Annotated in this window: 13 protein-coding genes; 7 read left to right on the forward strand and 6 right to left on the reverse strand. The window is 68.8% G+C overall.

From position 1 onward, the window contains the following. Nucleotides 1-112: 112 nt before the first annotated feature. Entirely contained in the window at nt 113-1,708 is a 1,596-nt protein-coding gene (locus tag ACFXMF_RS37870) for a hypothetical protein (RefSeq protein ID WP_379992870.1), read from the reverse strand. A 384-nt stretch (nt 1,709-2,092) separates the two neighbouring features. After that, nucleotides 2,093-3,775 carry a hypothetical protein gene (locus tag ACFXMF_RS37875; RefSeq protein ID WP_379992531.1) on the reverse strand — a complete coding sequence of 561 codons (1,683 nt, stop codon included), beginning with the start codon at nt 3,773-3,775 and terminating at the stop codon, nt 2,093-2,095. A 623-nt stretch (nt 3,776-4,398) separates the two neighbouring features. Between ACFXMF_RS37875 and ACFXMF_RS37880 the strand changes: the two genes are divergently transcribed. From ACFXMF_RS37880 to ACFXMF_RS37895, 4 genes are all read left to right on the forward strand, one after another. Continuing rightward, on the forward strand, nt 4,399-4,941 hold the full coding sequence (locus ACFXMF_RS37880; protein ID WP_360314685.1) for a hypothetical protein: 543 nt from the start codon (nt 4,399-4,401) through the stop codon (nt 4,939-4,941). A 505-nt stretch (nt 4,942-5,446) separates the two neighbouring features. Then, on the forward strand, nt 5,447-6,001 hold the full coding sequence (locus ACFXMF_RS37885) for a hypothetical protein (protein ID WP_360314687.1): 555 nt from the start codon (nt 5,447-5,449) through the stop codon (nt 5,999-6,001). Nucleotides 6,002-6,487: 486 nt separating this feature from the next. Next, complete coding sequence (locus tag ACFXMF_RS37890) at nt 6,488-7,027, forward strand: hypothetical protein (protein ID WP_379992532.1); 540 nt, start codon at nt 6,488-6,490, stop codon at nt 7,025-7,027. Nucleotides 7,028-7,216: 189 nt separating this feature from the next. Next, nucleotides 7,217-7,777, forward strand: coding sequence for a hypothetical protein (locus tag ACFXMF_RS37895; protein ID WP_379992533.1), 561 nt, complete (start codon nt 7,217-7,219; stop codon nt 7,775-7,777). A gap of 87 nt (nt 7,778-7,864) precedes the next feature. Here the strand turns inward: ACFXMF_RS37895 and ACFXMF_RS37900 are convergent, their stop codons facing one another. The 4 genes from ACFXMF_RS37900 to ACFXMF_RS37915 form a co-directional block, all read right to left on the reverse strand. Next, nucleotides 7,865-8,992 (reverse strand): hypothetical protein, encoded by a 1,128-nt coding sequence (locus tag ACFXMF_RS37900; RefSeq protein WP_360325254.1) that lies wholly within the window; start codon nt 8,990-8,992, stop codon nt 7,865-7,867. A gap of 343 nt (nt 8,993-9,335) precedes the next feature. Beyond that, nucleotides 9,336-11,705 (reverse strand): hypothetical protein, encoded by a 2,370-nt coding sequence (locus ACFXMF_RS37905; RefSeq protein ID WP_379991777.1) that lies wholly within the window; start codon nt 11,703-11,705, stop codon nt 9,336-9,338. A gap of 386 nt (nt 11,706-12,091) precedes the next feature. Next, a complete protein-coding gene (locus ACFXMF_RS37910) occupies nt 12,092-13,414 on the reverse strand; it encodes a WxL domain-containing protein (RefSeq protein ID WP_379991776.1) in 1,323 nt (440 codons plus the stop codon). Between the two features lie 311 nt (nt 13,415-13,725). Then, a complete protein-coding gene (locus ACFXMF_RS37915) occupies nt 13,726-14,973 on the reverse strand; it encodes a hypothetical protein (protein ID WP_360321039.1) in 1,248 nt (415 codons plus the stop codon). 570 nt (nt 14,974-15,543) lie between these two features. Between ACFXMF_RS37915 and ACFXMF_RS37920 the strand changes: the two genes are divergently transcribed. From ACFXMF_RS37920 to ACFXMF_RS37930, 3 genes are all read left to right on the forward strand, one after another. Continuing rightward, on the forward strand, nt 15,544-16,032 hold the full coding sequence (locus ACFXMF_RS37920) for a hypothetical protein (protein ID WP_379991774.1): 489 nt from the start codon (nt 15,544-15,546) through the stop codon (nt 16,030-16,032). Nucleotides 16,033-16,588: 556 nt separating this feature from the next. Then, nucleotides 16,589-17,455 carry a hypothetical protein gene (locus ACFXMF_RS37925; protein WP_360321033.1) on the forward strand — a complete coding sequence of 289 codons (867 nt, stop codon included), beginning with the start codon at nt 16,589-16,591 and terminating at the stop codon, nt 17,453-17,455. Between the two features lie 342 nt (nt 17,456-17,797). Continuing rightward, nucleotides 17,798-19,393, forward strand: coding sequence for a hypothetical protein (locus ACFXMF_RS37930; protein ID WP_360321030.1), 1,596 nt, complete (start codon nt 17,798-17,800; stop codon nt 19,391-19,393). The last annotated feature ends 196 nt before the right edge of the window (nt 19,394-19,589 follow it).

A 19,589-nucleotide genomic window follows, 5' to 3' on the forward strand; every position in this document is an offset into this window, starting at 1 on the left:
GGCCCCTGTTTTTGGGGGGGGGCTTGGCCCCGCTCGGGTTGGGGCACCACGGGGGGGGCCCCCCCGCCCGGTTGCCGGTGTGCGGGCCCGCCGTGTTGCGAGGTGCCGCGCGCTAGCTGATCGAGAGGGTCAGCGTGGCGCTGTAGGTGCCGATCGACTGGTACGCCGGAACGGCGAGCGAGAGGTCGGCGTCGGCGGCGAAGGTGCCGCCCGTGGTGGCGGCGGCCGGCGCGGACGCCAGCGTGGCGCCGGTGCCGATCGGGCCGGTGCTACCGGGCACCGCGACGCTGGGCGAACCCGGGCCGGCGGCGACCTTGGGGGTCCAGGTGAACTTGTCGGCGCCGATCTTGCCGCCGGTGCCGTTGGTGAAGTCGGTCACCGAGCCGGTGAGGGTCCACCCGGTGTTGCCGCTGCGGAAGTCCTTCACGGTCACGGTGTTCAGCGCGCCGGTCATGTTCTGCGCCTGGCCGTTGATCGTGATGTCGGACAGCTTGATCGCGCCGGCGGACTGGGAGATGGTCAGGCCACCCGCCACCACGCTGCCGGTCACCGTCTGGTCCAGGCCGCTACCGGGGACGGTGATGCGGAACGGAGCGGCGACCGCGGTCGACTCGTCGGTGCCCTCGGTCACGTAGATCGCCGCGATCGACGCGTCGCTCACGATGAAGTCGGGGATGACGACCGTTCCGTCGGCACCCGAGTCCGCGTAGGCCATGACCTCGTCCAGCACGTAGCCCGTCGCGGTCTGGCCGCGCGCGATGACCGTGATGTTCGGGGCGAAGTTCTTCCCGGTGATCTTGACCGTGGTACCGAGGGGACCACTGGCCGGATCGAAGCTGATCTGCCGCGCCGTGGCGTTGATCTTGATCGGGGCGAGTGCCTCGGCGGCGCCGACCTTGACCTTGATCTTGTAGTCGCCGGCGGGCACGGTGGCGATCGTGGAGACGTTGCCGGTGAGCGCTCCGGCGGCCACCGCGAGGGTGTTGCCGGGGGCGATCTTGGCCGCGTCGCAGGCCGCACCGGCGGCGTCGCACAGCTCGACCGAGGGGCTGCCGGCCGGCCAGTGTGCACCGGTCAGTGCGATCGAGGCGCTGGCGTTGGCCTCGGCGGGGGCGACCAGGGTGGCCGGCTCCTGCGAGGTGCCTTCGACCTTGATGGTGCGCGAGACCGAGACCGGGGTCACCGGCGAGCAGTCGGTCGGCACCTTCTGGCCCAGGGCCGTGGTGAAGGTCGAGTAGACGTCCGGCGTCAGGTTGACGTCGCCGGGCGTGGTCAGGGTGAACTTGCCGGTGCCGTCACTGACCTTGAGGTCCTGACCGGGCAGGGCCTCGGGGTTGTCCTGCGGCCCGATGGTCTTGAAGGAGCCGGTCTGGGCGCCGGAGAGCTTGACCGTGCCGTCGAGGTAGGTCGAGTTCGCGGGCACCTTGCCGATCACCGGGATGGTCGGCGGGGCCTTCGGGAACACCGTCCAGTGCCACTTGACGGTGACCTCTTCGCCCACGGCGTAGGTCGGCTTCTCCGGGGTGACCTGAAGGTCCATCTGAACCTGACCATTGGGCAGGTTCGGCGAGAACTTGTTGACACAGTGCGTCGTGTAGTCGACCGGGGCCGCCTGGGCGGACGGTGCGAGGACCACGAGACCGCCGGCGGTCGCGACGGCGACGACGGCTGTCGAGGCGAGCAGCCTGCGTGGAGCGATTCTTCGCATTCGGGACACTATTCTCCTCGCGGGGATGGGAATATGCCTCCTGCCACGATGGAGCGGCACCGCGCGATCCGGGAATTGCACTGCGGTCTCCGCCCTCTCGGAGCGGGGCGGGCCGCCGGTCGGAATGCGACGGATGCGATGGCAGTCGGCAATAGATGGTCCGACACCGTATTCATCCGCTAATTGCTGACGAAGTCAATGACTATTTCGTGGCGATCCAGGTGTCACGTGTCAACATGATCGACTTGCCGCGCGGCAAGGGAAGAGGCGCGGGAAGAACAGGGAAACGGAATTGATCCTTCCGCTTCTCGGCTCGCCGCTCGGCACGGCGAAGGCCGCCGTCCACAGGGACGGCGGCCTTCGATCGAGCCGTGCGGAGGTGCGTCAGCCCGTCACGGTGAACGGGGTCGACGCGTTGCGGTCGGAGTGGAAGGTCTCCGACGCGATGATGCCGGTGGTGTTCGACTTCGTGATCAGGATCCAGATGCTGAAGTCGCCATTGGCGTTCGCCCAGGCGCCGGCCCAGTCACTGGTCTTGGAGTTGCCCGCCAGACCGTTGACGTTGACCCACGCGAGCGATCCGTAGCCGTGTCCGGTGACCAGGACGAAGGTGCACGGGTCGCCGGACGTCTTGTTCAGCTCCAGCCAGCGGCGCTGCACGGTGACCGAGGCCAGCGCGCTGTTGCTGCCGTCGCTCAGCTTGAGCTTGTAGGTGCCCTCGCCGACGTTGCCGGCGATCGTCACGTTGCCGGCGAGCGAGCCGTCGGCGCCGATGGCGATCGGGCCGGAGGTGATCCGGGCGGTGCTGCACGCCGAGCCGTCGGCCGCGCACAGCGACCCGGTGGCGGAGCCGTTCGGGGTCCAGTTGTTGCCGGACACCGCGACCGAACCACCGGCGTGGGTGGCGGCGGGCGACGCGGAAAGCGTGGCCGGCAGGGCCGCGCCGATGGTGAACGGCAGGGCGAAGCCGGTCGCCTCGTCCACGCCCTCGGTGATCCAGACCGAGGTGATGCTCGGGTCGCTCACCACGAAGTCCGGGATGGTGACCGTGCCGTCGGCCGCCGAGTCGGCGTACGCGGCGGTCTCGTCCAGCACGTAACCGGTCGCGGTCTGACCGCGTGCGATGACCGTGAGGTTCGGGTTGAAGTTCTTGCCGCTCACCGTGACGGTGGTGCCCACGGGGCCGCGGTTCGGGCTGAGCGTGGCCTGCCGGGCGACGGCGTTGATCTTGACCGGGGTGAGCGCCTCGCCGGCGCCGACCTTGACCTTGATCTTGTAGTTGCCGGTCGGCACGGTCGCGACGGTGTTGATGTTGCCGGACAGCGCGCCGTTGGCCACCACCAGGCTGTTCGCCGCGATCTTGGTCGCGTCGCAGGCGGCGCCGTTGGCGTCGCACAGCTGCACCGACGGGGTGCCGGCGGCCCAGTTGGTGCCGGACAGGGCGACCTGCGCACCGGCGTTGAACTCACCCGGGTTCGCACTGACGGTGGGCGCCCCCTGCGAGGGGCCGTCCACGGTGAGAGTGCGCGAGACCGAGATGGGGTTGATCGGCGAGCACTTGGTCTCGACCGTCTGCCCGACCGCCGTGGTCCAGGTCGAGTAGATGTCCGGGGTCAGGTTGACCTGACCGGCCTGGGTCAGCGTGACGTTGCCGACCGGGTTGCTCAGGATCAGATCCTGACCGGGCAGCGCCTCGGGGTTGATCTTCGGTCCCTGGATGGCGAAGTTGCCGGTCTGCGCGCCCGTCAACTTCACCGTGCCGACCGGGTAGGTGGAGTCCTTCGGCACCTTGCCGACCACCGGGATCGAGGTCGGGGCCTTGGGGTAGAGCTTCCACTGCCACTCGACCGAGACGACGTCGCCCACCTGGTAGGTGCTCTTGGCGGGGGTGACGACCAGGTCGATCTTGACGTTGCCGTCCGGCGGCGTCGAGTACGGGTTGGTGCAGTGCGTCGCGTAGTCGACGGTGTCGGCCTGGGCCGAGGGGGCCAGGACGAGGGCGCCGGTGCTTGCGACGGCGCCGACGGCCGCGACCGCGATCAGTCTGCGCGGAGCGATTCTTCGCATTCGGGACACGTTTCTCCTAGCCGGGTGGGAGGTGCCTGGTGGCTCTTGGTGCAGGAGAGTCCGCTTCCCCCGCGTACGCCCGGAGGACGACATTTCGTCGCCCACTGCGCCCGTTGCCCGTCGGCGACGGTTGTCTGGAGCGTTGGCCGAGTGCTGGGTGAAATGGCCGGGATGGCGAACTCCGAACGTTGCTGGTCCGCCCGAACATCTAGCGAATAAAGGCCCAGGAAGCAATGCGTAAAACGCGGTGATCTTGGTGTCACGTGTCACCATGATCAACTTTGATAAACCTGCTCCGGCCTCCTCTTTCCGAGCTTGACCGAGTCAATAGGAACGGCGATCGATTCACGATCGCTGCCCGGTGACTTCATCTACAAAACCGTATTGACTTCTTCCGCTTGCACAGTTTCACTCTTGGCTGTGCCGGAGGGCCCCAAGCGTGGGGAAGAAGCGGGCCCGCCTCGGATCTCGATAGTCAGCTCGTGTCGGTCGGCCGTGTGCAGTGTCGATCGGCTCGTTCGGGATGCCCGCCGGTTGCTCCACCGTTTTCGCCTGCGGCGTGCAGGCCGGGGAGAACGTGCGCCACCACCAGGTACTCGGAAGCGATGAAAAGGAGCTCCACCATGTCTCGCACCAAGCTCGCCAGTGCCGGTATCGCCTGTTCGGCCGCTGCCTTCGCCGCCGTCATGGCGCTGTCCGGCACCGCGAACGCGGTCCCCGATTCGCGCAGCGTGAACCTCACCTGCAAGGACAGCACGGGTACCACGTGGGTCACCGGCGGCACTGGCACCCTCACCTCCAGTGACCCGGGCGGCACCGCGGCGCAGAAGATGAAGCTCATCTCGCCGCTGCTCGCGCCGCAGAACATCCCGGCCAACTCGCTGACCACGACCATCCGCACCATCCAGACCGGCACGGGCACGGTTCGCGACTTCACCGGCACGGTCAACCTGCCGATGAACATCAACAACCCGATCAACCTGGGCCCGGTCGCGGGTACTTCGCGACTGGCGGCGGGCACCAACGTGCGGCTGCAGGACACTTCGGCCGCCGCGCCCAGCGCGTCGAACTGGTCCGTGCTGATCACCACGAGCATCTCCGGCTCCCCGATCAGCATCTGGTGTGCCGGCAAGCAGGACGCGGCCTCGGCCGACTTCTCGTTCTGATCGATCCCGGACCGGGTCCCGCTTTTCGGGGATCCGGTCCGGAACGTTCATGACGTCTCGCGCCTGCCCGGGTGGCCTCGTGCCGCCCGGGCAGGCGTACGTATGTCCGGATAACGGTGGCGCGGGCCGGTGTGGGCGAACATCGGGGGCCTGTCGAGTGTCCCGATGACGGCTCGGAAATCACTTTCGGTGATTCGTTGATTGTCCGGATGTCACCCGAATCCGGTGTCACGTGTCACCAAGATCGAAATTCGATAAACTTGGCTCCGCATTCTCCATTTCGTTTCTTTCCCGGGTTTTCCGGAATCGAAACCAGCATTGACTTTTGCCGACCGTACGGTTTGACTCGAGCCTGCCGAAAGGGCCCCGAAGCGTGGGGTGGAGTGGCCTTGTCATCGGTATCGCCCCGGATCCCCAGGGCGGCGGGCGCATTCCCCCCGGGGGCACGGGTCGAAGTCGACAGGCGGGGTCGGGTCTTGGAAACCGATCGAGAAGGAGTGTTCTCATGACTCGTACCAGGTTCGCGTCCGCCGGCATCGCGTGTGTGGCCACCGCGTTCGCGGCCTCCGCGGCGTTGTCCGGCACGGCCCACGCGATGGTCCCGGAGTCCCGGGCGGTGACGCTCACGTGCGTGGACAGCGGCGGGACCACCTGGGCGACGAACGGCCCGGGCATTCTTGCCTCCAGCGACTCGGGCGGCACGACGGCCCAGAAGATGAAGTTGACCGCGCCGATGACCTCGCCCGTTCAGATTCCGCCGAATGCGCTGACCACGACGATTCGCACGGTGCAGACCAGCGGCGCGGGGGCGGGCACGGCGTGGGACTTCGCCGGCACGCTCAACGCGCCGATGAACGTCGGCAACCCCGTTCGGCTGGGGCCCGTTCCCGCCCCGTCGCGGCTGGCCGCCGGTACCAAGGTGCGCCTCGTGGACACCTCCGGTGCGGCGCCCGGCGCGGCGAACTGGTCGGTCAAGATCGAATCGCATCTGGCCGGGGTCACCGTCTTCACGTACTGCGCGGGTGGCCAGGACTCCGGGACGGACGACTTCACCTTCTGATCACCGGACCGGAAATAAACCACCGGAACCATTGACTTCGCTTTTGGTCGAGGATTGGTTTCCAAACGTCTCCCCGGACGCCTTCGCGTCTCGGGAGACGTTTGTTTTACCGGGAATTCCCGACGATACTCACGTTAAGTAATCATGCCTGTATAGTGACGCGTGTCACCATGATCAAAGATATGTATTTAATGATCTTGGGGATTGAAGGTGGTCTCTCGGTCGATATGGTTGGAAGCTTCTCGAAGATCACTTGGGTTTGCAAAAGTGGACATTAGGCATTGACTTCTTTTCGGGCTGCCGCTTCACTCTCCCTGTGCCGGAAGGCCCGAGGCAGAAGCAATGCGGGCCCTTCGCGGTATGGCTTGCGTCGGCGCCCCCTGTCGATGTCGAGATACCGGCCGGCAGTACCAGCGCCTTGCCTGCTTCAGGAACTCGGGCGAGTGCGTGCCCATTCGGAAAGCCGTGAAAGGAGCACCACCCCTCATGTCTCGTTCCAAAGTCGCAACGGTCGGCATCGCCTGTACGGCGGGTGCCTTCGCGGCCGTGATGGCCATGTCCGGCACCGCCAACGCGATTCCGCCGGAGCAGCGCGGCGTGACTCTCACGTGTGTCGACATCCTCACCAACATCACGTACTCCACCAACGGGGCGGGCACTCTGGCCTCCAGCGACCCGGGCTCGCCGAACCCGCAGAAGATGAAGCTCACCTCGTCCATCAAGGCGCCGGTCAAGATCGCGGCGAACTCGCTGACGACCACCATCCGCACGGTCACCAGTGCGTCCGTGGCATGGGACTTCAGCGGGACCATCAATCTGCCGATGAACGTGGGCGACCCGATCACGCTCGGCGGGGTCCCGGCGGCTTCGCGTCTGCCCAGCGGTACCGCCGTTCGGCTGCTCGGCACCAGCGGTGCGCCGAGTGCCACGAATTACTCGGTGCGCATCCAGGCGAACCTCCCGGCCCCCGCCGACATTCGCTGCGCCGGCGGCCAGGACGTCGGTACCGGCGACTTCACCTTCTGATCCGCCCGGCTCTCGACCAGGGAGCCGGAGCGCTCGGATCCGGATGGAGCAAGCGCCTGTTGCGGCGACCTTCGGGTGGCCGCAACGGGCGCTTCCCGTACGTCGGTTCCTTTCCTCCGTGTCGCTTCCATGGAATGACGCGCGATCGGCCGAACCCCAGCCTCGGCCGGTCCGACGAAAGGATTCGTCATGAAACCCACCAAGCTCGTCACCGCCGGCATCACCTGCGCCGCCGGTGCGTTGGTCGCCGTCACCGCACTGTCCACATCCGCCTACGCGATTCCGCCGGAGGCGCGGTCGGTCACGTTCACCTGCAACGACCCCAGTGGTGCGATCTTCGGACCCTCGCCGTTCACGGCGACACTGTCGTCCAGCGCTTCCAGTCCCACCCTGCCGCAGAAGATGAAGGTGTCCACGTCGATCGGCCAGAACACGGCGGTTCCCGCCAACTCCGCCGCGATCGTGCTCCGGACGATCCAGACCAGCAGTGGTGGATCGGGTGTCGGGACGGTGCACGACTTCGCGGGGTCGACCCACCCGGCCTGGGGGCCCTGGCCGATGGTCATCGGGCCGATCCCGGCGCTCGCCCGGATCCCGGCCGGTACGAATGTGCGACTCAAGGACACGAGCGCTGCGCCGCCGAGCGCCACGAATTGGTCGCTTCGCCTTACGAACCCGCTGGCCGGTCCCGGTTGGGACATCTACTGCAGCGGTTACCAGACCTTCGGGAGTCTCGACTTCGGTTTCTGACCCGGCGATTGCCCGAGAGGCACGCGTCGGCCCCGACACCCGTATCCGGGTGTCGGGGCCGACGCGTGTGCGGGGGTGCGGGGGCGGCTACTTCACCGTGATGCCGGCCATGCCGAGCTTGTCGAACTTGAAGCTCGTGTCGATCTCGACCGCCGTGATGCCGGTGGTCTTCTTGCTGGTCACCAGGATCCACGAGCTGAACTTGCCGTTGCGGTCGGTCCAGGCGAGGCCGAAGTTGAAGGTCGGGTCGGCCCCCTGCACGCCGGCCAGGGCGATCAGCGTGTTCGGCGTGAAGTTCTCGCCGGACACCTTCACGAAGGTCCACGGGCGCACCGTGCTCTTGCTCAGCGTCACCTTGCGCTGGACGACCGGGACGTCGGCCTTCTCGACCGTCAGCGGCGTGGACGCGCTGCGGCTGCCGTCGCTCACCTGCACGCTGTACGTGCCATCCGCGGTCCCGGGAGCGACCGTCACGCCGCCGGAGAGCACGCCGTCGGCGCCGATCCGCAGGCTGTTGGCGGAGATGCCCGCCGGGTTGCACGCGGTGCCGTCCGCGGCGCACAGGGACGGCGTGGCGGTGCCGCCCTTGGTCCAGTTGGTACCGGAGAGCACGGTCTCCTTGCCGGCCTCCACGGTGCCCGGGGACGCGCTCAGGGTGGCCGTCTCCGGCGTGCTCTGCACGGTGATGCTCTGCGCGACACCCGAGCCACCGGTGACCGCGCACGGCGTGGTGAAGTTGCCGTACGGCGTCACCGTGGCGGTCGTGGTCTTGGTCGGGGTCAGGTCGACCGTGCCGGTCGCGGTCGCCGGGATCTGCAGCTTGACCGTGAACGGCGGGCTCTGGATCGGCGTGTTCGCCGGGATGTCGATCGTGGTCTGGGCGCCGGTGAGGGTGACCGGGCCGGTGGCTCCGCCGGACAGCGCGAAGTCGATCGACGGCGTCATCTTGATGCCGTTGAGTGCGGCGGGGCTGGTGGCCGGGCTCGCGCCGAGGGTGATCTTCAGGTCGATTGTCTCGCCGGGCTTGGCGGTGGTCGGCCCGTCCACGGTCACCGACATCGGCCCGCTCTTCTCGCCCTGACCCAGCGGCAGCGAACACGTGACGGTCGGCGTCGCGGTGCCGGCGACGGCGGCCGGCGCGCCGGCGAGGAACCCGGTGACCGCGAGTGTGCCGACGCCGAGTCCGGCGGCCAGGCGCATGGTGCGTTGCTTCATGAGGTGCTGCTCCCTGTCCCGCGTTCCGTGCCGGCGGCGGGCGTTGGCGTCGCGTCGGCGGCATGGGGACGGATACGCGCATGGTAAGTGGAACGTGTTACAGAAGTGGGGCGGGTCACATTGATGCGCTTTCACCTGGCGAAGTCAAGAGGCGCAAACGGCCTATGTGACCGGCGAGTATGCCTTCGCCGGTGCGCTGACCTGCACTGACACGTGTCGTCTCGAAGCGGTGGAACAAGTTCCACTTACGCTGTGCGGGCGGGTATCGCGGGAATGCGAAACGGGGCGCCCACCGGCACCTCGGGAGGTGTCGATGGGCGCCCCGCGCAGGGCTGATGCGCCGTCAGGAGACGGTGAGCGTCAGGGTTCCCGTGTAGGTGCCGGCCGCCTGGTACGCCGGGATCGCGAGCGACAGGCCCGCGTTCGCGGTGAATACGCCACCGGTCTTGTGCGCCGGGTCCGTGGACGCCGCCGAGCTGCACAGCAGCCCGCCGTTGACCGTACCCGCCGAGCCGGTCACGACCTGGCTCGCCGAGTTCGGCTCGGCCACGCACCGAGGTGTCCAGGACAACGCCGAGGAGGGCAGCGAGTTGCCGCCCTCGGCCTTGAAGTCCGAGACGGAGCCAGTGAGTTGCCAACCCAACGTGCCCTTGCGGGCGTCGGTGACGGTGACCGCGTTGAGCGTGCCGGTCATCGACTGGTCGCTGCTCGCGAACGGGACGTCCGCGAGTACGACGCCGGTGCCGGCCTGGGCCATCGACAACGTCCCCGGCGGCTCGCCGGGACCGCCGCCACCCTCGAAGGTGAACGCGGCGAGCGCCATCTTGTTGCGGTCGTTCTTCTCGTACGCCCGGATCTGCGTCGTACCGGGCTTGCTCACCGTCAGATCGACGGCGAACGTGCCGTCCGCGGCCGCGGTGGCCTCCACCGTGTCACCGGTCGCGACCAGGCCGGCGTCCAGGGTCTCCAGCACGACGGCCGAGCCGGGGGTGAAGTTCTTCCCCGTCACGTGCGCCTTCGTGCCCGCAGGACCCCGATCCGGCGTGGCGGTGATCGCGCGCGGCAGTACGACCGCCGTGGTGATCGTGATCGGTGCGGTCAGCGAGGTGACGCCGACGGTGACCTTGACCAGGTAGTTACCCGGCGCCACCTGGCCGCCGAGTGTGGCCTGCGCGGTGAGCGCGCCGCCCTGGGCCACCGAACCGGTGCCCGCGGTGAACGCGGACCCGGTGCAGCCCGAACCGTCCTCGGCGCACAGCTGGACCTGCGGGTTGCCCTGGCCGGTCGGCCAGTTCACCCCGGACAGCTTGACCACGTCACCCGGCTTGAGCAGGTTCTGATCCACGATCAGGTTCGCCTGGGCGGGTTGGCCGACCCCGATCGAGTGCGAGGGCACCGGAGTGCCGATGGGTACGCCGCTCGACGAGATGGTGATGACCTTCAAGCCGTATCCGGCGGGTGCCAGATCGATGCGGCCCGCCTTGGTGATCTTGAAGGTGCCCTTCATGTCGCCGACCTTGAGCACCTCGCCGCCCGGAGTGGCCGGGTTGCCCTTGGGTCCGACGACCGACACGTCGCCGGTCTGCGCGCCGGAGAGCTTCACGGTGCCGCTGGGCGTCACCGTGTCCTTGAGTGCCACCACCCAACTGGAGGGGTTGCGCGGGTAGCCGATCCACTTCCAGTCGACGGTGACCTCGTCGCCGATCTCGTACCAGGGCTTGGCGGGGGACACCGACAGGGCGACCTCGGGCTGCCAGTCGAAGACCGGGCCGTTGCCCCAGGCCGGGGTGTAGCGCACGCCGTACTTGACCGGCTCGGAGTGGCGCAGCGCGTTCTTGGCGACCGAGATCGTCACCAGGACCGAGGCGTTGCCCGAGCTGATCCGGACCTGGCGAATGGCATCCGGCACATCGGCGCCGACCTTGACCTGACCGGTCAGCTTTCCGGAGGCGTCGACGGTGAGGGTGGAGCCCGACGCCCCTTCCGGTGCACAGGAGTTGCCACTCTGGTCGCACAGGTCCACGGTGACGCCGCTCGCGCCGACCGGCCAGTTCTCACCGGTTACGTCGATGGCCGAGCCCGGCCGCACGATGGCGCGGTCGAACGTCGCCGTCGGCGGCTTGATCGCGCCGTCCACCTTGAGCGTGGTGCCCACTCCCGGCGTGCCGTTGGGCGTACACGGGGTGTCCCAACTGCCGAACATGTTCGCGGTGCTCGTGTACCCGCCGGGGGAGAGGTGCAGCTCGCCCGGCTTGGCGATCTTCAACTTGCCCGTCATGGCGGACAACCACAACTTCTCGCCGCCGGCGGTCTGCGCGTTCTTCTGCGGACCCTCCATGGCGATCTCGCCGCCCTGCGCGCCGGAGACCAGGACCTTGCCCCGCGGCTTGACCGCGTCGGCGTTGACGGTCACGGAGGAAGGGTTCTTCGCCGCGTCCTTCCAGGTCCAGGTGACGGTGACCTCGTCGCCCACGTTGTACTTCGGCTTGACCGGATCGACCGTGAGGTCGACCTGGGCGTCGAAGTCGAATGGGCCGCCCCCGACGCTCGGCGGTACACAGTGCACGTTGTACGTCACAGGAGCCGCGTTCGCGGACTGTGCCCCCGCGCCCACGCCCAGGGCACCGGCCACGAGGGCGGTACCGAGCACGCCGGCCACGCGCTTGTTGCGGAGTCTGGACCCAGTGCTTTCCCTGGTTCTTGGTCTGAGCATGTGGTGCTGTCCCTCCTCGGGATGCCTGCCTGGCCCGCCGGGGGAGCGGGCAGTCGAACACCACACCGGGACCGGTTCGTCGCCGTCGGTGACCCGCGCGGCGCGGGACGGTCGATTCGGTGCCGTGCGCCGATTCGACGTCGGCGGGGTGACACCCGACCCCGCCGGTGTCACCCGGTCGTTCCTGCTGATGCCACTCCTGAAACCTGTTCCAGAAAACAGCGCCTCCCATTGAGCCCGGGGGCGTTTGCGAAGTCAACAGCGGAACGCGATCCGGCGACAACGATTTGTGTGCGGCTTCGGCAGGCGGGAATGGGCGACGGGACGCCCGCCACGCAGTGAGGGAATGCGGCGGACGTCCCGTGCCGATGAACCGATGCCTACTGTCAGGAAATCGACAGGGTCAGCGTCGCGCTGTAGTCGCCGGCGCCCTGGTAGGCCGGAACCTTCAGGTCGATGTCGGCGTCGGCGGAGAAGGTGCCACCGGTGTTGCCGACGCCCTGGGCGACCGAGGCCAGGGTGGCGCCCGAGCCGATGGTGCCCGCGCTGCCCGCGACCGGGGTGCCCTTCGACTTGTCGTCGGCCTTGGCGGCCTTCGGCTTCCAGGAGAAGTTGTCGGCGGGGATGGTCTCGCCGGCCTGGGTGGCGAAGTCGGTGACCGAACCGGTCAGCGTCCACCCGGCGTTGCCGCCGCGCAGGTCGGTCACGGTGACCGTGTTGAGCTTGCCGGTCATGGTCTGGTCCTGCGCGCTCACGCCGACCTCGGACAGTCGGATGCCGGCGGACTGCTGGGTGATGGCCAGCGTGCCCGCGGTGATCGTGCCGTCCAGCTTCTGGGTCAGGTCGCCGGGCTGGGTCGGGTCGACCTTCTTGCGGACCAGCAACTGGGCCTGGCCGCTGTTGCCGTCGGCGTCGGTCACCGTGAGGGTGTGCGCGCCGTTGGCGACGTTGTCGGCCAGCTTGACGGTGCCGCTCAGGTTGCCGGCCGCGTCCGCGGAGAGGGTGGAGGCGGCGATCCCGGCGGCGTTGCCGTCCAGCGTCGCGGTCACCGCGCCGGGCGCGAACTTGGAGCCGGTCAGGGCCACTTCGCTGCCGGGCTCGACCGCCGCGGAGGGTGCGTTCAGGACCGGCTTGTCGGCCGCGCCGACCTTGAGGGTGGCCGAGGGGGCGACCGCGGTGACCGGGTTGCACTTGGTCTCGGCGTCGAAGCCGAACGCCTTGGTGAAGGTCGAGTACAGACCGGGGGTCAGCGTCACGTCGCCGGCCTGGGTCAGCTTGACCTTGCCGGTCATGTTGGTGAGCACCAACTCCTGGCCCGGGCCGGTCTCCGGGTTGATCCGCTGACCCTCGACGGCGACCTCGCCGGTGGCCGCGCCGCCCAGGGTGACGCTGCCCTTGGGCAGGGTCGAGTCCTTGTCCACCTTGCCGACGACCGGGATCTCCGGCGGCGCCTTCGGGTACGACTTCCAGGTCCAGGTGACGGTGACCTCTTCGCCGACGTCGTAGCGCGGCTTGGCCGGCGCGACCGACAGGTCGATCTTCAGGTTGCCGTCCGGGATCACCAGGTCCTTGACGATCTGGTTCACGCAGTGCGAGGTGTAGTCGACGTCCGCCGCGTTCGCGGAGGGCGCGAGCGCCACCATGCCGACGGTGCCGGCGATCGTCACGACGCCGAGCGACGCGGCGAGTTGCCTGTTTGCCTTGAACATATGGTGCGTTCCTTTTTCTCGGTTACCGCTCTGCCGGCGCCGGGGAAGGGCGGGGCAGCCGAAACACCGCATCGAGTGGCCGGGGCGCGCCGCCGTCGGGACCGGACGCGGCGCGCGGGCTTCGATACCTCGTGCGCGACCGGCGGACGTCGCAACGGATGCGGCCCGCCGGGTCGGTGGAACGTGTTGCAGAAATCGTGCTTGATCATTCCGCTTCACGAAGATCACAAAGTCAAGGGATTCGCGCGCGGAAACGAAAGGACGCCCTCCTCGAACGATGCGAGGAGGGCGTCCCGGTCTCCGACGGTGACTCAGCTCAGACTGAGCGTCAGATTCCCGGTGTAGGCGTCGGAGCGCGAACCGCCGGGGAGCGAGAGGTTCAACAGGGCGTTCGCCTCGAACGCCCCGCCGGTGACCGCGCCCGTGCTCGGGCTCTGCCGACACAGCACCTCGGCGCTGCCGCCGACCGTGCCGGGCACACCGGTACCCACCGCGGCGGGCGGGCCCTCGACGGTGGTGCAGGCGGGGATCCAGGTGAGTTGCCGGGCCGGGACGATCTCGCCGCCCTGGCCGACGAAGTCACTGGCCTGTGCGGTCAGCGTCCAGCCGAGCGTGCTGCCGCGTCGATCCAGGATGGACACCGGGTTCAGCCGGCCCTCCAACTGCTGTGCGTCACCGCTGGGTTGGAACTGCGGCATGGTCACACCGGCCGAGTTCTGGCGCATGAACAGCGGTCCGGCCACGGTGTCGGCGGGGGTCTGCGGCACCTGGCCGGTGAGCGGCGGCGGGAGGGGCGGGGCGCTCGGCGGCGGGGTGGTCGCCCCGGCGGAGGGGCCGGGGGTGGCGCCGACTCCGCCGAGCGTCGGGTCGCCGGCGCCCGCGGTGCCGGCGGTCGGGTCGGTCGTGGCGCCGCCGGAGGGTGGGGCGGACGGTGTGCCGCCGCCGGACGAGCCCCCGGCGGCGGTGCCGCCGCCCGTGCTCTGGCCCGGGGTCTGGGTGGTGCCGATCTGGATGCTCGCCGACACCGGCAGCCGGTCCGGATGCACCGGGGTGCAGGGCGAATCCTGGATGGCGGTCTGCTTGAGCACGTACGCGCCCGGCGCCAGGTCGATCCGACCCTCGGCCGCGATGGTGAATCGGCCGGTCATGTCCGCGACCGGGAGCGGCTGGGCGCCGCCGACGCCGGGGTGTTTCGCGGGGCCGGTGAGCGTGATGTCGCCGACCTGGCCGTTGGAGAGCTTGACCGTGGCGCTCGGCGCCTCGGTGTTCGGAATCACGTCGACCCACGTCCACGGATTGCGCGGCGGGGAGGCCCAGTGCCAGGTGACGGTCACCTCCTCGCCGACCTTGTACGTACCCTGCTTCGGCGCCGAGACGGACAACTCGACCTTCGGCTTCCAGGTGAAGTCCGGACCGCCCAGGGCCGGCGGTCGGCAACTCACCTCGTGCTCCACGGGCGCCGCCTGGGCCCCGGGTGCGACCGCCGTGAGACCTGCCGCGCCGGCGGCGAGCACGCCTGCCCCCAACATCGCGAACAGCCTCCTGCGGGGTGGAACCATGCGCGGGACGCTCCCTTCCCTGTTTCTCGACTTCGTTCTTCGGCGTCGTTCTTCGGCCTCGATCCCGCCCCGTCCGTTCGGGATCGGGGCGGCCGGCCTGAAACGTGTTCCATAAATGGGCCAAATGCCCATTGATTCCGCTCCCCTGACGTGGTGTCAAGGGATCGCGGCCGGCTGTGACGGGTTCGAGAAGCGCCGGTACGCAGCGTCGTCGTCGCCATGGCTCAGTGTCACGGTCGGGCCGGTCCGGCCGGTCGCCCGCGTTCCACAGGAAACGCGGCACGGCAAGGCCGGTGGGGCGGAATGGAGTGTTCCGCTCGATTGAGGCCGAAAACCGTCCGGTTCACCGCAGCCGCCCGGGAAGTTTTCGGTGGGAAGCGGGACAGAGTGTCGCGACACACGGTGATACCGCGCCAACTTTCGGTTGCACACGTGTCACTCGCGCCGTGCGCCGGCTTTCGATCTGACGCCGTGTCAGGGTTGCCGCGCTCCAGCTGATCCGTACGTGCCGCTCCACCCGGCGCGCCCTTTCGCGCGCCGGGACGTTCACCCCGGGATAGAGGAAACAGCATGCGTGCTTCGCTTCAGGCAAAGGCACTCGTGGCGGCCGGAATGCTCGCCGCCACCATCGGCTTCGCCGCCCCCGCGTCCGCAGGGACGGCCGGCGTCGGCGACAACTGGCAGACCTGCGACGGGCCCAGGACGTTCGCGCCCGACGGTGCCACGGTCGGTACGGCGTGCCTGGCCAAGGTCGGCGACACGCTCCAGGCGTCGACGTACATCGACTTCAACGGCCCGACGCCGTCCGGATGGACGCAGTGCGGTGTGCTCTACAGCCTGTCCAAGCACGCGAGCAACGGTGACTGGGTGTCCGTCGGTGGGGAGTACGTCGACTGCCTCACCGCGGCTCAGGCGGGCACGGCCGTCCTGAGGTCGGACGCCGAGCCGCTCGCGCCCGGGGAGTACCGCGCGTCCGTGGGCATCCTCGGCGTCTACAACGGGCAGGTGCTCCAGTCGCAGGTGCCGCTCGCGGTGACGGCCGCGGTGGTCGTTTCCTAGCGCGGGTCCTCGATTTCGCGTCGAACAGGGCGCACAGCCAGGCTCCGGGCATTCTCGCCCGGAGTTTTGCTGTTTGGGGGGCTTTCGCGCATCGGTTGTACGCGACACGTGTCGAGTTTGTGGGGACCTGTCGACCGCCTTGTCGACACAGTGATTTCGCAGGTCCGCGCGATATGGAACCGTGTCCGACGGATGCAGATTTTCTGCTTTTCGCTGTTGTCCGCTCATGCCACTTGTCGTACCGTCACCCGAAGATCTGACGTGACATCAAGTACTGGAACAGTCTCGATGTCTCCCGGACGCGCCAAGGGAAGCCCCCTCCAGGGAACGCGAGGCGTGTCCCACCGGTGCTTGCGTGGTCCGGTTTCCCGCCCGGCCCGCGCCTCGAAAGGGGGAAGTCGGGTGTGGCGACCGCGTGTACCCGATGCGTCGGGGCGCGTGCCGGGTCGGTGCAGGCCGACACGCCGGAACGGCCCTGCTGAGCGCGCGTCGCTCCGGCCGTTTCGATCAGGACTTCTCGACGAGCAAGAGATCCCCCCGAAGGGAGAACCACCGTATGGTCAGGCCCAATAAGCGAGCCGCGGGCGGCGTGGCGGCGTTCGCCGTCATGGCAGGCAGCATGCTGGCGTTCGCACCGCAGGCCGGCGCGGCGCCGGTCACCACCCAGGTGAAGTGTGAATTCGCCGACAAGGTCGTCCAGGATGCGATGGGCGGGCCGTCGGTCTCCGGCCCGCAGCCGTTCACCATCACCGGTCCCGCCGACGCGACTCCGGGCAAGTCGATCCAGCTCAGCATCGACCCCGGGGTCAGCCCCGCGTCGTCGCCGGTCCCCGCCGAGGTCAAGATCATCCCGACGGTGGTCTTCGATGCGAAGTCCGACGGCGGCACCGCGACGCTGACCGCGGTCGGCGCGGCGGCCACCCTCACCGTGAAGGAGAAGGTGGGGATCGACGTCCCCAAATTCGCCGTCAACATTCAGGTGCCGAGCAATGCCAAGGGCAAGCTCGAACTGAGCCCCAAGAAGTTCTCGCTGGACCTCCAGGTCATCGACCCGGAGCTGAGGTTCCCGGTGCCGTGCAACATGACCTCGACGGCGGTCGCCTACACGGTCAACACCCCGGGTGCCTCCACGACTTCGGGCACGACCAGCGGTACGACTTCAGGCACGACGAGCGGTACCACCTCGGGTACGACCAGTGGCACCACCTCGGGTACGACCACCGGCACGACCGCGGGCACCACGACCGGTACCACCTCGGGTACGACCGCCGGCACCACCGCCGGTGCGGGCGGCACGCTGCCCAAGACGGGTCCGCTCGACGACGCGCTCTCGATGGGCCTGCTCGGCGGCACCATCGGTCTGCTCGGGATCGGCGGCGTGCTGCTGGCGACCCGTCGCGTGCGGGCCTCGCGCAGCGCCTGATCGATGTCTCGGGACGGTCGGCCTTCCCTGCCCGGAAGGCCGACCGCGCCGCTCCCGGCGGCTATTGACTATGTGACGGGATCGCGCGTGAATGGCCGCCAGAATCTGAAACAGGTTTCAATTCGCAGCACGGGGTCCGTGCCCGGCAAGGGAATCGACGGACGGCGAGACGGCCGCCTCGGTCGTGTGCGACGGATCTTCAGCGAGGCGGTCGCTCAGGTACGGCACCGGAGCGCCGGGCCCACGGAAGTGCGACGCTCCTCGGCTCTCGCTCCGGTGTGGTGTTCGACCGCCCCGCCCCTCGGCGGCCGGCGGTAACCCCCTGAAGGGAGCAGCACCACAATGTTCAAACCCAGAAAAAAGGTTGTCGCGTCGCTCGGCGTCGCGATGATCGCGGGTACCGCCGGTCTGGTCGCGGGAGCGCCGGCCGCATATGCCGGGTCGGTCAACCCCGACCTGGTGTGCACCGAGCCGATCCTGAACTGGAACAAGACCGGCAAGCAGACGTTCGACGCGACCCTGACGCCGGACACCGGCAGCGCGCCGGGCACGGTGAAGATCAAGATCGACGCCGGCGAGAACCCGCTGCGTCCCGACTATGACTTCGAGAACATCGGATTCATCGGCAAGTACACCTTCACCTTGAGCACCGGCGGCGAAGTCACGGTGGTCGCACCGGAGTTCACCGCGAACATCGGTCCCAATACCGGCATCAACCCGCCGGAGTTCACGGCCGACCTGGCGATCCCCCAGGCCGCGCCCGGGACGAAGATCGATCTCACGCTCAAGACGTTCGCACTGGACGTCAACGTGCCCGATCTGCCGCCGCCCACCACCACGGCCACGTGTGAAGTCACCGGCAGCAACGGCGTCATCGCGTCCTACACGGTCGCCGACGCCCCGCAGGAACCGACCCTGACCAGCACTCCCGGACAGGTCAAGCCCGGCGGTGCCCTCACCGTCGCCGGGACGAACTGGCCGGCGGGTACGCCCACGGTCGAACTGTGCGACGCCAGTGGCAACGCCTGTGACGCCACCAAGGTCACCGGGGCCCTCACCGTCACGGATGGTGCGCTCGCCGGTACCGCGACGATCGGCGCGGCCGTCGCGGACGGCTCGTACCAGCTCAAGGTCACCGTCGGCGGCAAGTCCAAGACGTCGAACGTGACGGTCAAGGCCGACGTGCCGAGCAACCCGCGCAAGCTCACTCTGAACCCGACCCACGGGCCGGTCGGCACCGAGGTCACAGTGAACGGCGAGGGCTACACGCCGGACGCCTCCGTCTACGTGGTCCCGACCAATGCCGCGCAGCAGCCGGACGTTCCCGGTCTGGTGGTGGCGAAGGCGGGTGCGGACGGCAAGTTCACCGCCAAGGTCAAGGTCAACAAGGCGGACACCACGCTGATCGCGGCGTCCGAGGACACCGCGGGCACGCTGTCCGCCGGTGCGCCGTTCACGGTCGACGGGAACCCCCCGGCCGGAACGCTCAAGCAGGACCTCACCGGCACGATCGCCGGCGGCGCCCTGACGATCTCTCAGGAGAACGGCGGGATCAAGCTTTCCGACGTGACCCTGAACGGCACCGAGCAGAACATGACCGGCGCGCTGAACACGGTGACGGTCAAGGACTACCGCGGTGGCGCCACCGGTTGGACGCTGACCGGCGCGGTGACCGACTTCAGCAACAACGCGGGCGGCACCATCCCGGCGGAGAAGTTCTCCTGGACTCCGAAGCTCACGCCCGGCGAGGGTTCGCCGAGCCAGGCGGTGGCCGGTAGCGCGGGTCCGATCGGCAAGACCGGCGCCACGCTGGCGTCCGCGCCCAACGCGGATGTCACCGGCGGTACGTTCCAGGCCGACGCGGGTCTGTCCCTGGCGGTCCCGGCGTACCAGGCGCCCGGCAACTACAGCGCGACGCTCACACTCTCCATCTCCTGACCGAATTCTCCGCGCCGGAATCCTTCGGCGCGGAGACCTCGAACGGCCTCGACACCGGGGGCCCGTGGGCCGCGGGTAAACCCCCGCGGCGCGGGGTGCGCCCGTGGCGGGGCCGGCGGGTCGTCCCCGAGCGGGGGGTGGGGGGGGGCGGCGGGGCCGGCCGCCCCCACCGCCGGGGGGGGGTCCGCCACCGGTG

This window comes from Embleya sp. NPDC059213, from assembly GCF_042754445.1.
Classification (GTDB): domain Bacteria; phylum Actinomycetota; class Actinomycetes; order Streptomycetales; family Streptomycetaceae; genus Embleya.

Bases quoted from the DNA above. Each gene is read 5' to 3' on its own strand.
- ACFXMF_RS37890 (WP_379992532.1), top strand. From the start codon at position 6,488: ATGTCTCGTTCCAAAGTCGCAACGGTCGGCATCGCCTGTACGGCGGGT.
- ACFXMF_RS37885 (WP_360314687.1), top strand. From the start codon at position 5,447: ATGACTCGTACCAGGTTCGCGTCCGCCGGCATCGCGTGTGTGGCCACC.
- ACFXMF_RS37925 (WP_360321033.1), top strand. From the start codon at position 16,589: ATGGTCAGGCCCAATAAGCGAGCCGCGGGCGGCGTGGCGGCGTTCGCC.
- ACFXMF_RS37880 (WP_360314685.1), top strand. From the start codon at position 4,399: ATGTCTCGCACCAAGCTCGCCAGTGCCGGTATCGCCTGTTCGGCCGCT.
- ACFXMF_RS37900 (WP_360325254.1), bottom strand. From the start codon at position 8,992: ATGAAGCAACGCACCATGCGCCTGGCCGCCGGACTCGGCGTCGGCACA.
- ACFXMF_RS37910 (WP_379991776.1), bottom strand. From the start codon at position 13,414: ATGTTCAAGGCAAACAGGCAACTCGCCGCGTCGCTCGGCGTCGTGACG.
- ACFXMF_RS37870 (WP_379992870.1), bottom strand. From the start codon at position 1,708: ATGCGAAGAATCGCTCCACGCAGGCTGCTCGCCTCGACAGCCGTCGTC.
- ACFXMF_RS37930 (WP_360321030.1), top strand. From the start codon at position 17,798: ATGTTCAAACCCAGAAAAAAGGTTGTCGCGTCGCTCGGCGTCGCGATG.
- ACFXMF_RS37875 (WP_379992531.1), bottom strand. From the start codon at position 3,775: ATGCGAAGAATCGCTCCGCGCAGACTGATCGCGGTCGCGGCCGTCGGC.
- ACFXMF_RS37895 (WP_379992533.1), top strand. From the start codon at position 7,217: ATGAAACCCACCAAGCTCGTCACCGCCGGCATCACCTGCGCCGCCGGT.
- ACFXMF_RS37905 (WP_379991777.1), bottom strand. From the start codon at position 11,705: ATGCTCAGACCAAGAACCAGGGAAAGCACTGGGTCCAGACTCCGCAAC.
- ACFXMF_RS37920 (WP_379991774.1), top strand. From the start codon at position 15,544: ATGCGTGCTTCGCTTCAGGCAAAGGCACTCGTGGCGGCCGGAATGCTC.
- ACFXMF_RS37915 (WP_360321039.1), bottom strand. From the start codon at position 14,973: ATGGTTCCACCCCGCAGGAGGCTGTTCGCGATGTTGGGGGCAGGCGTG.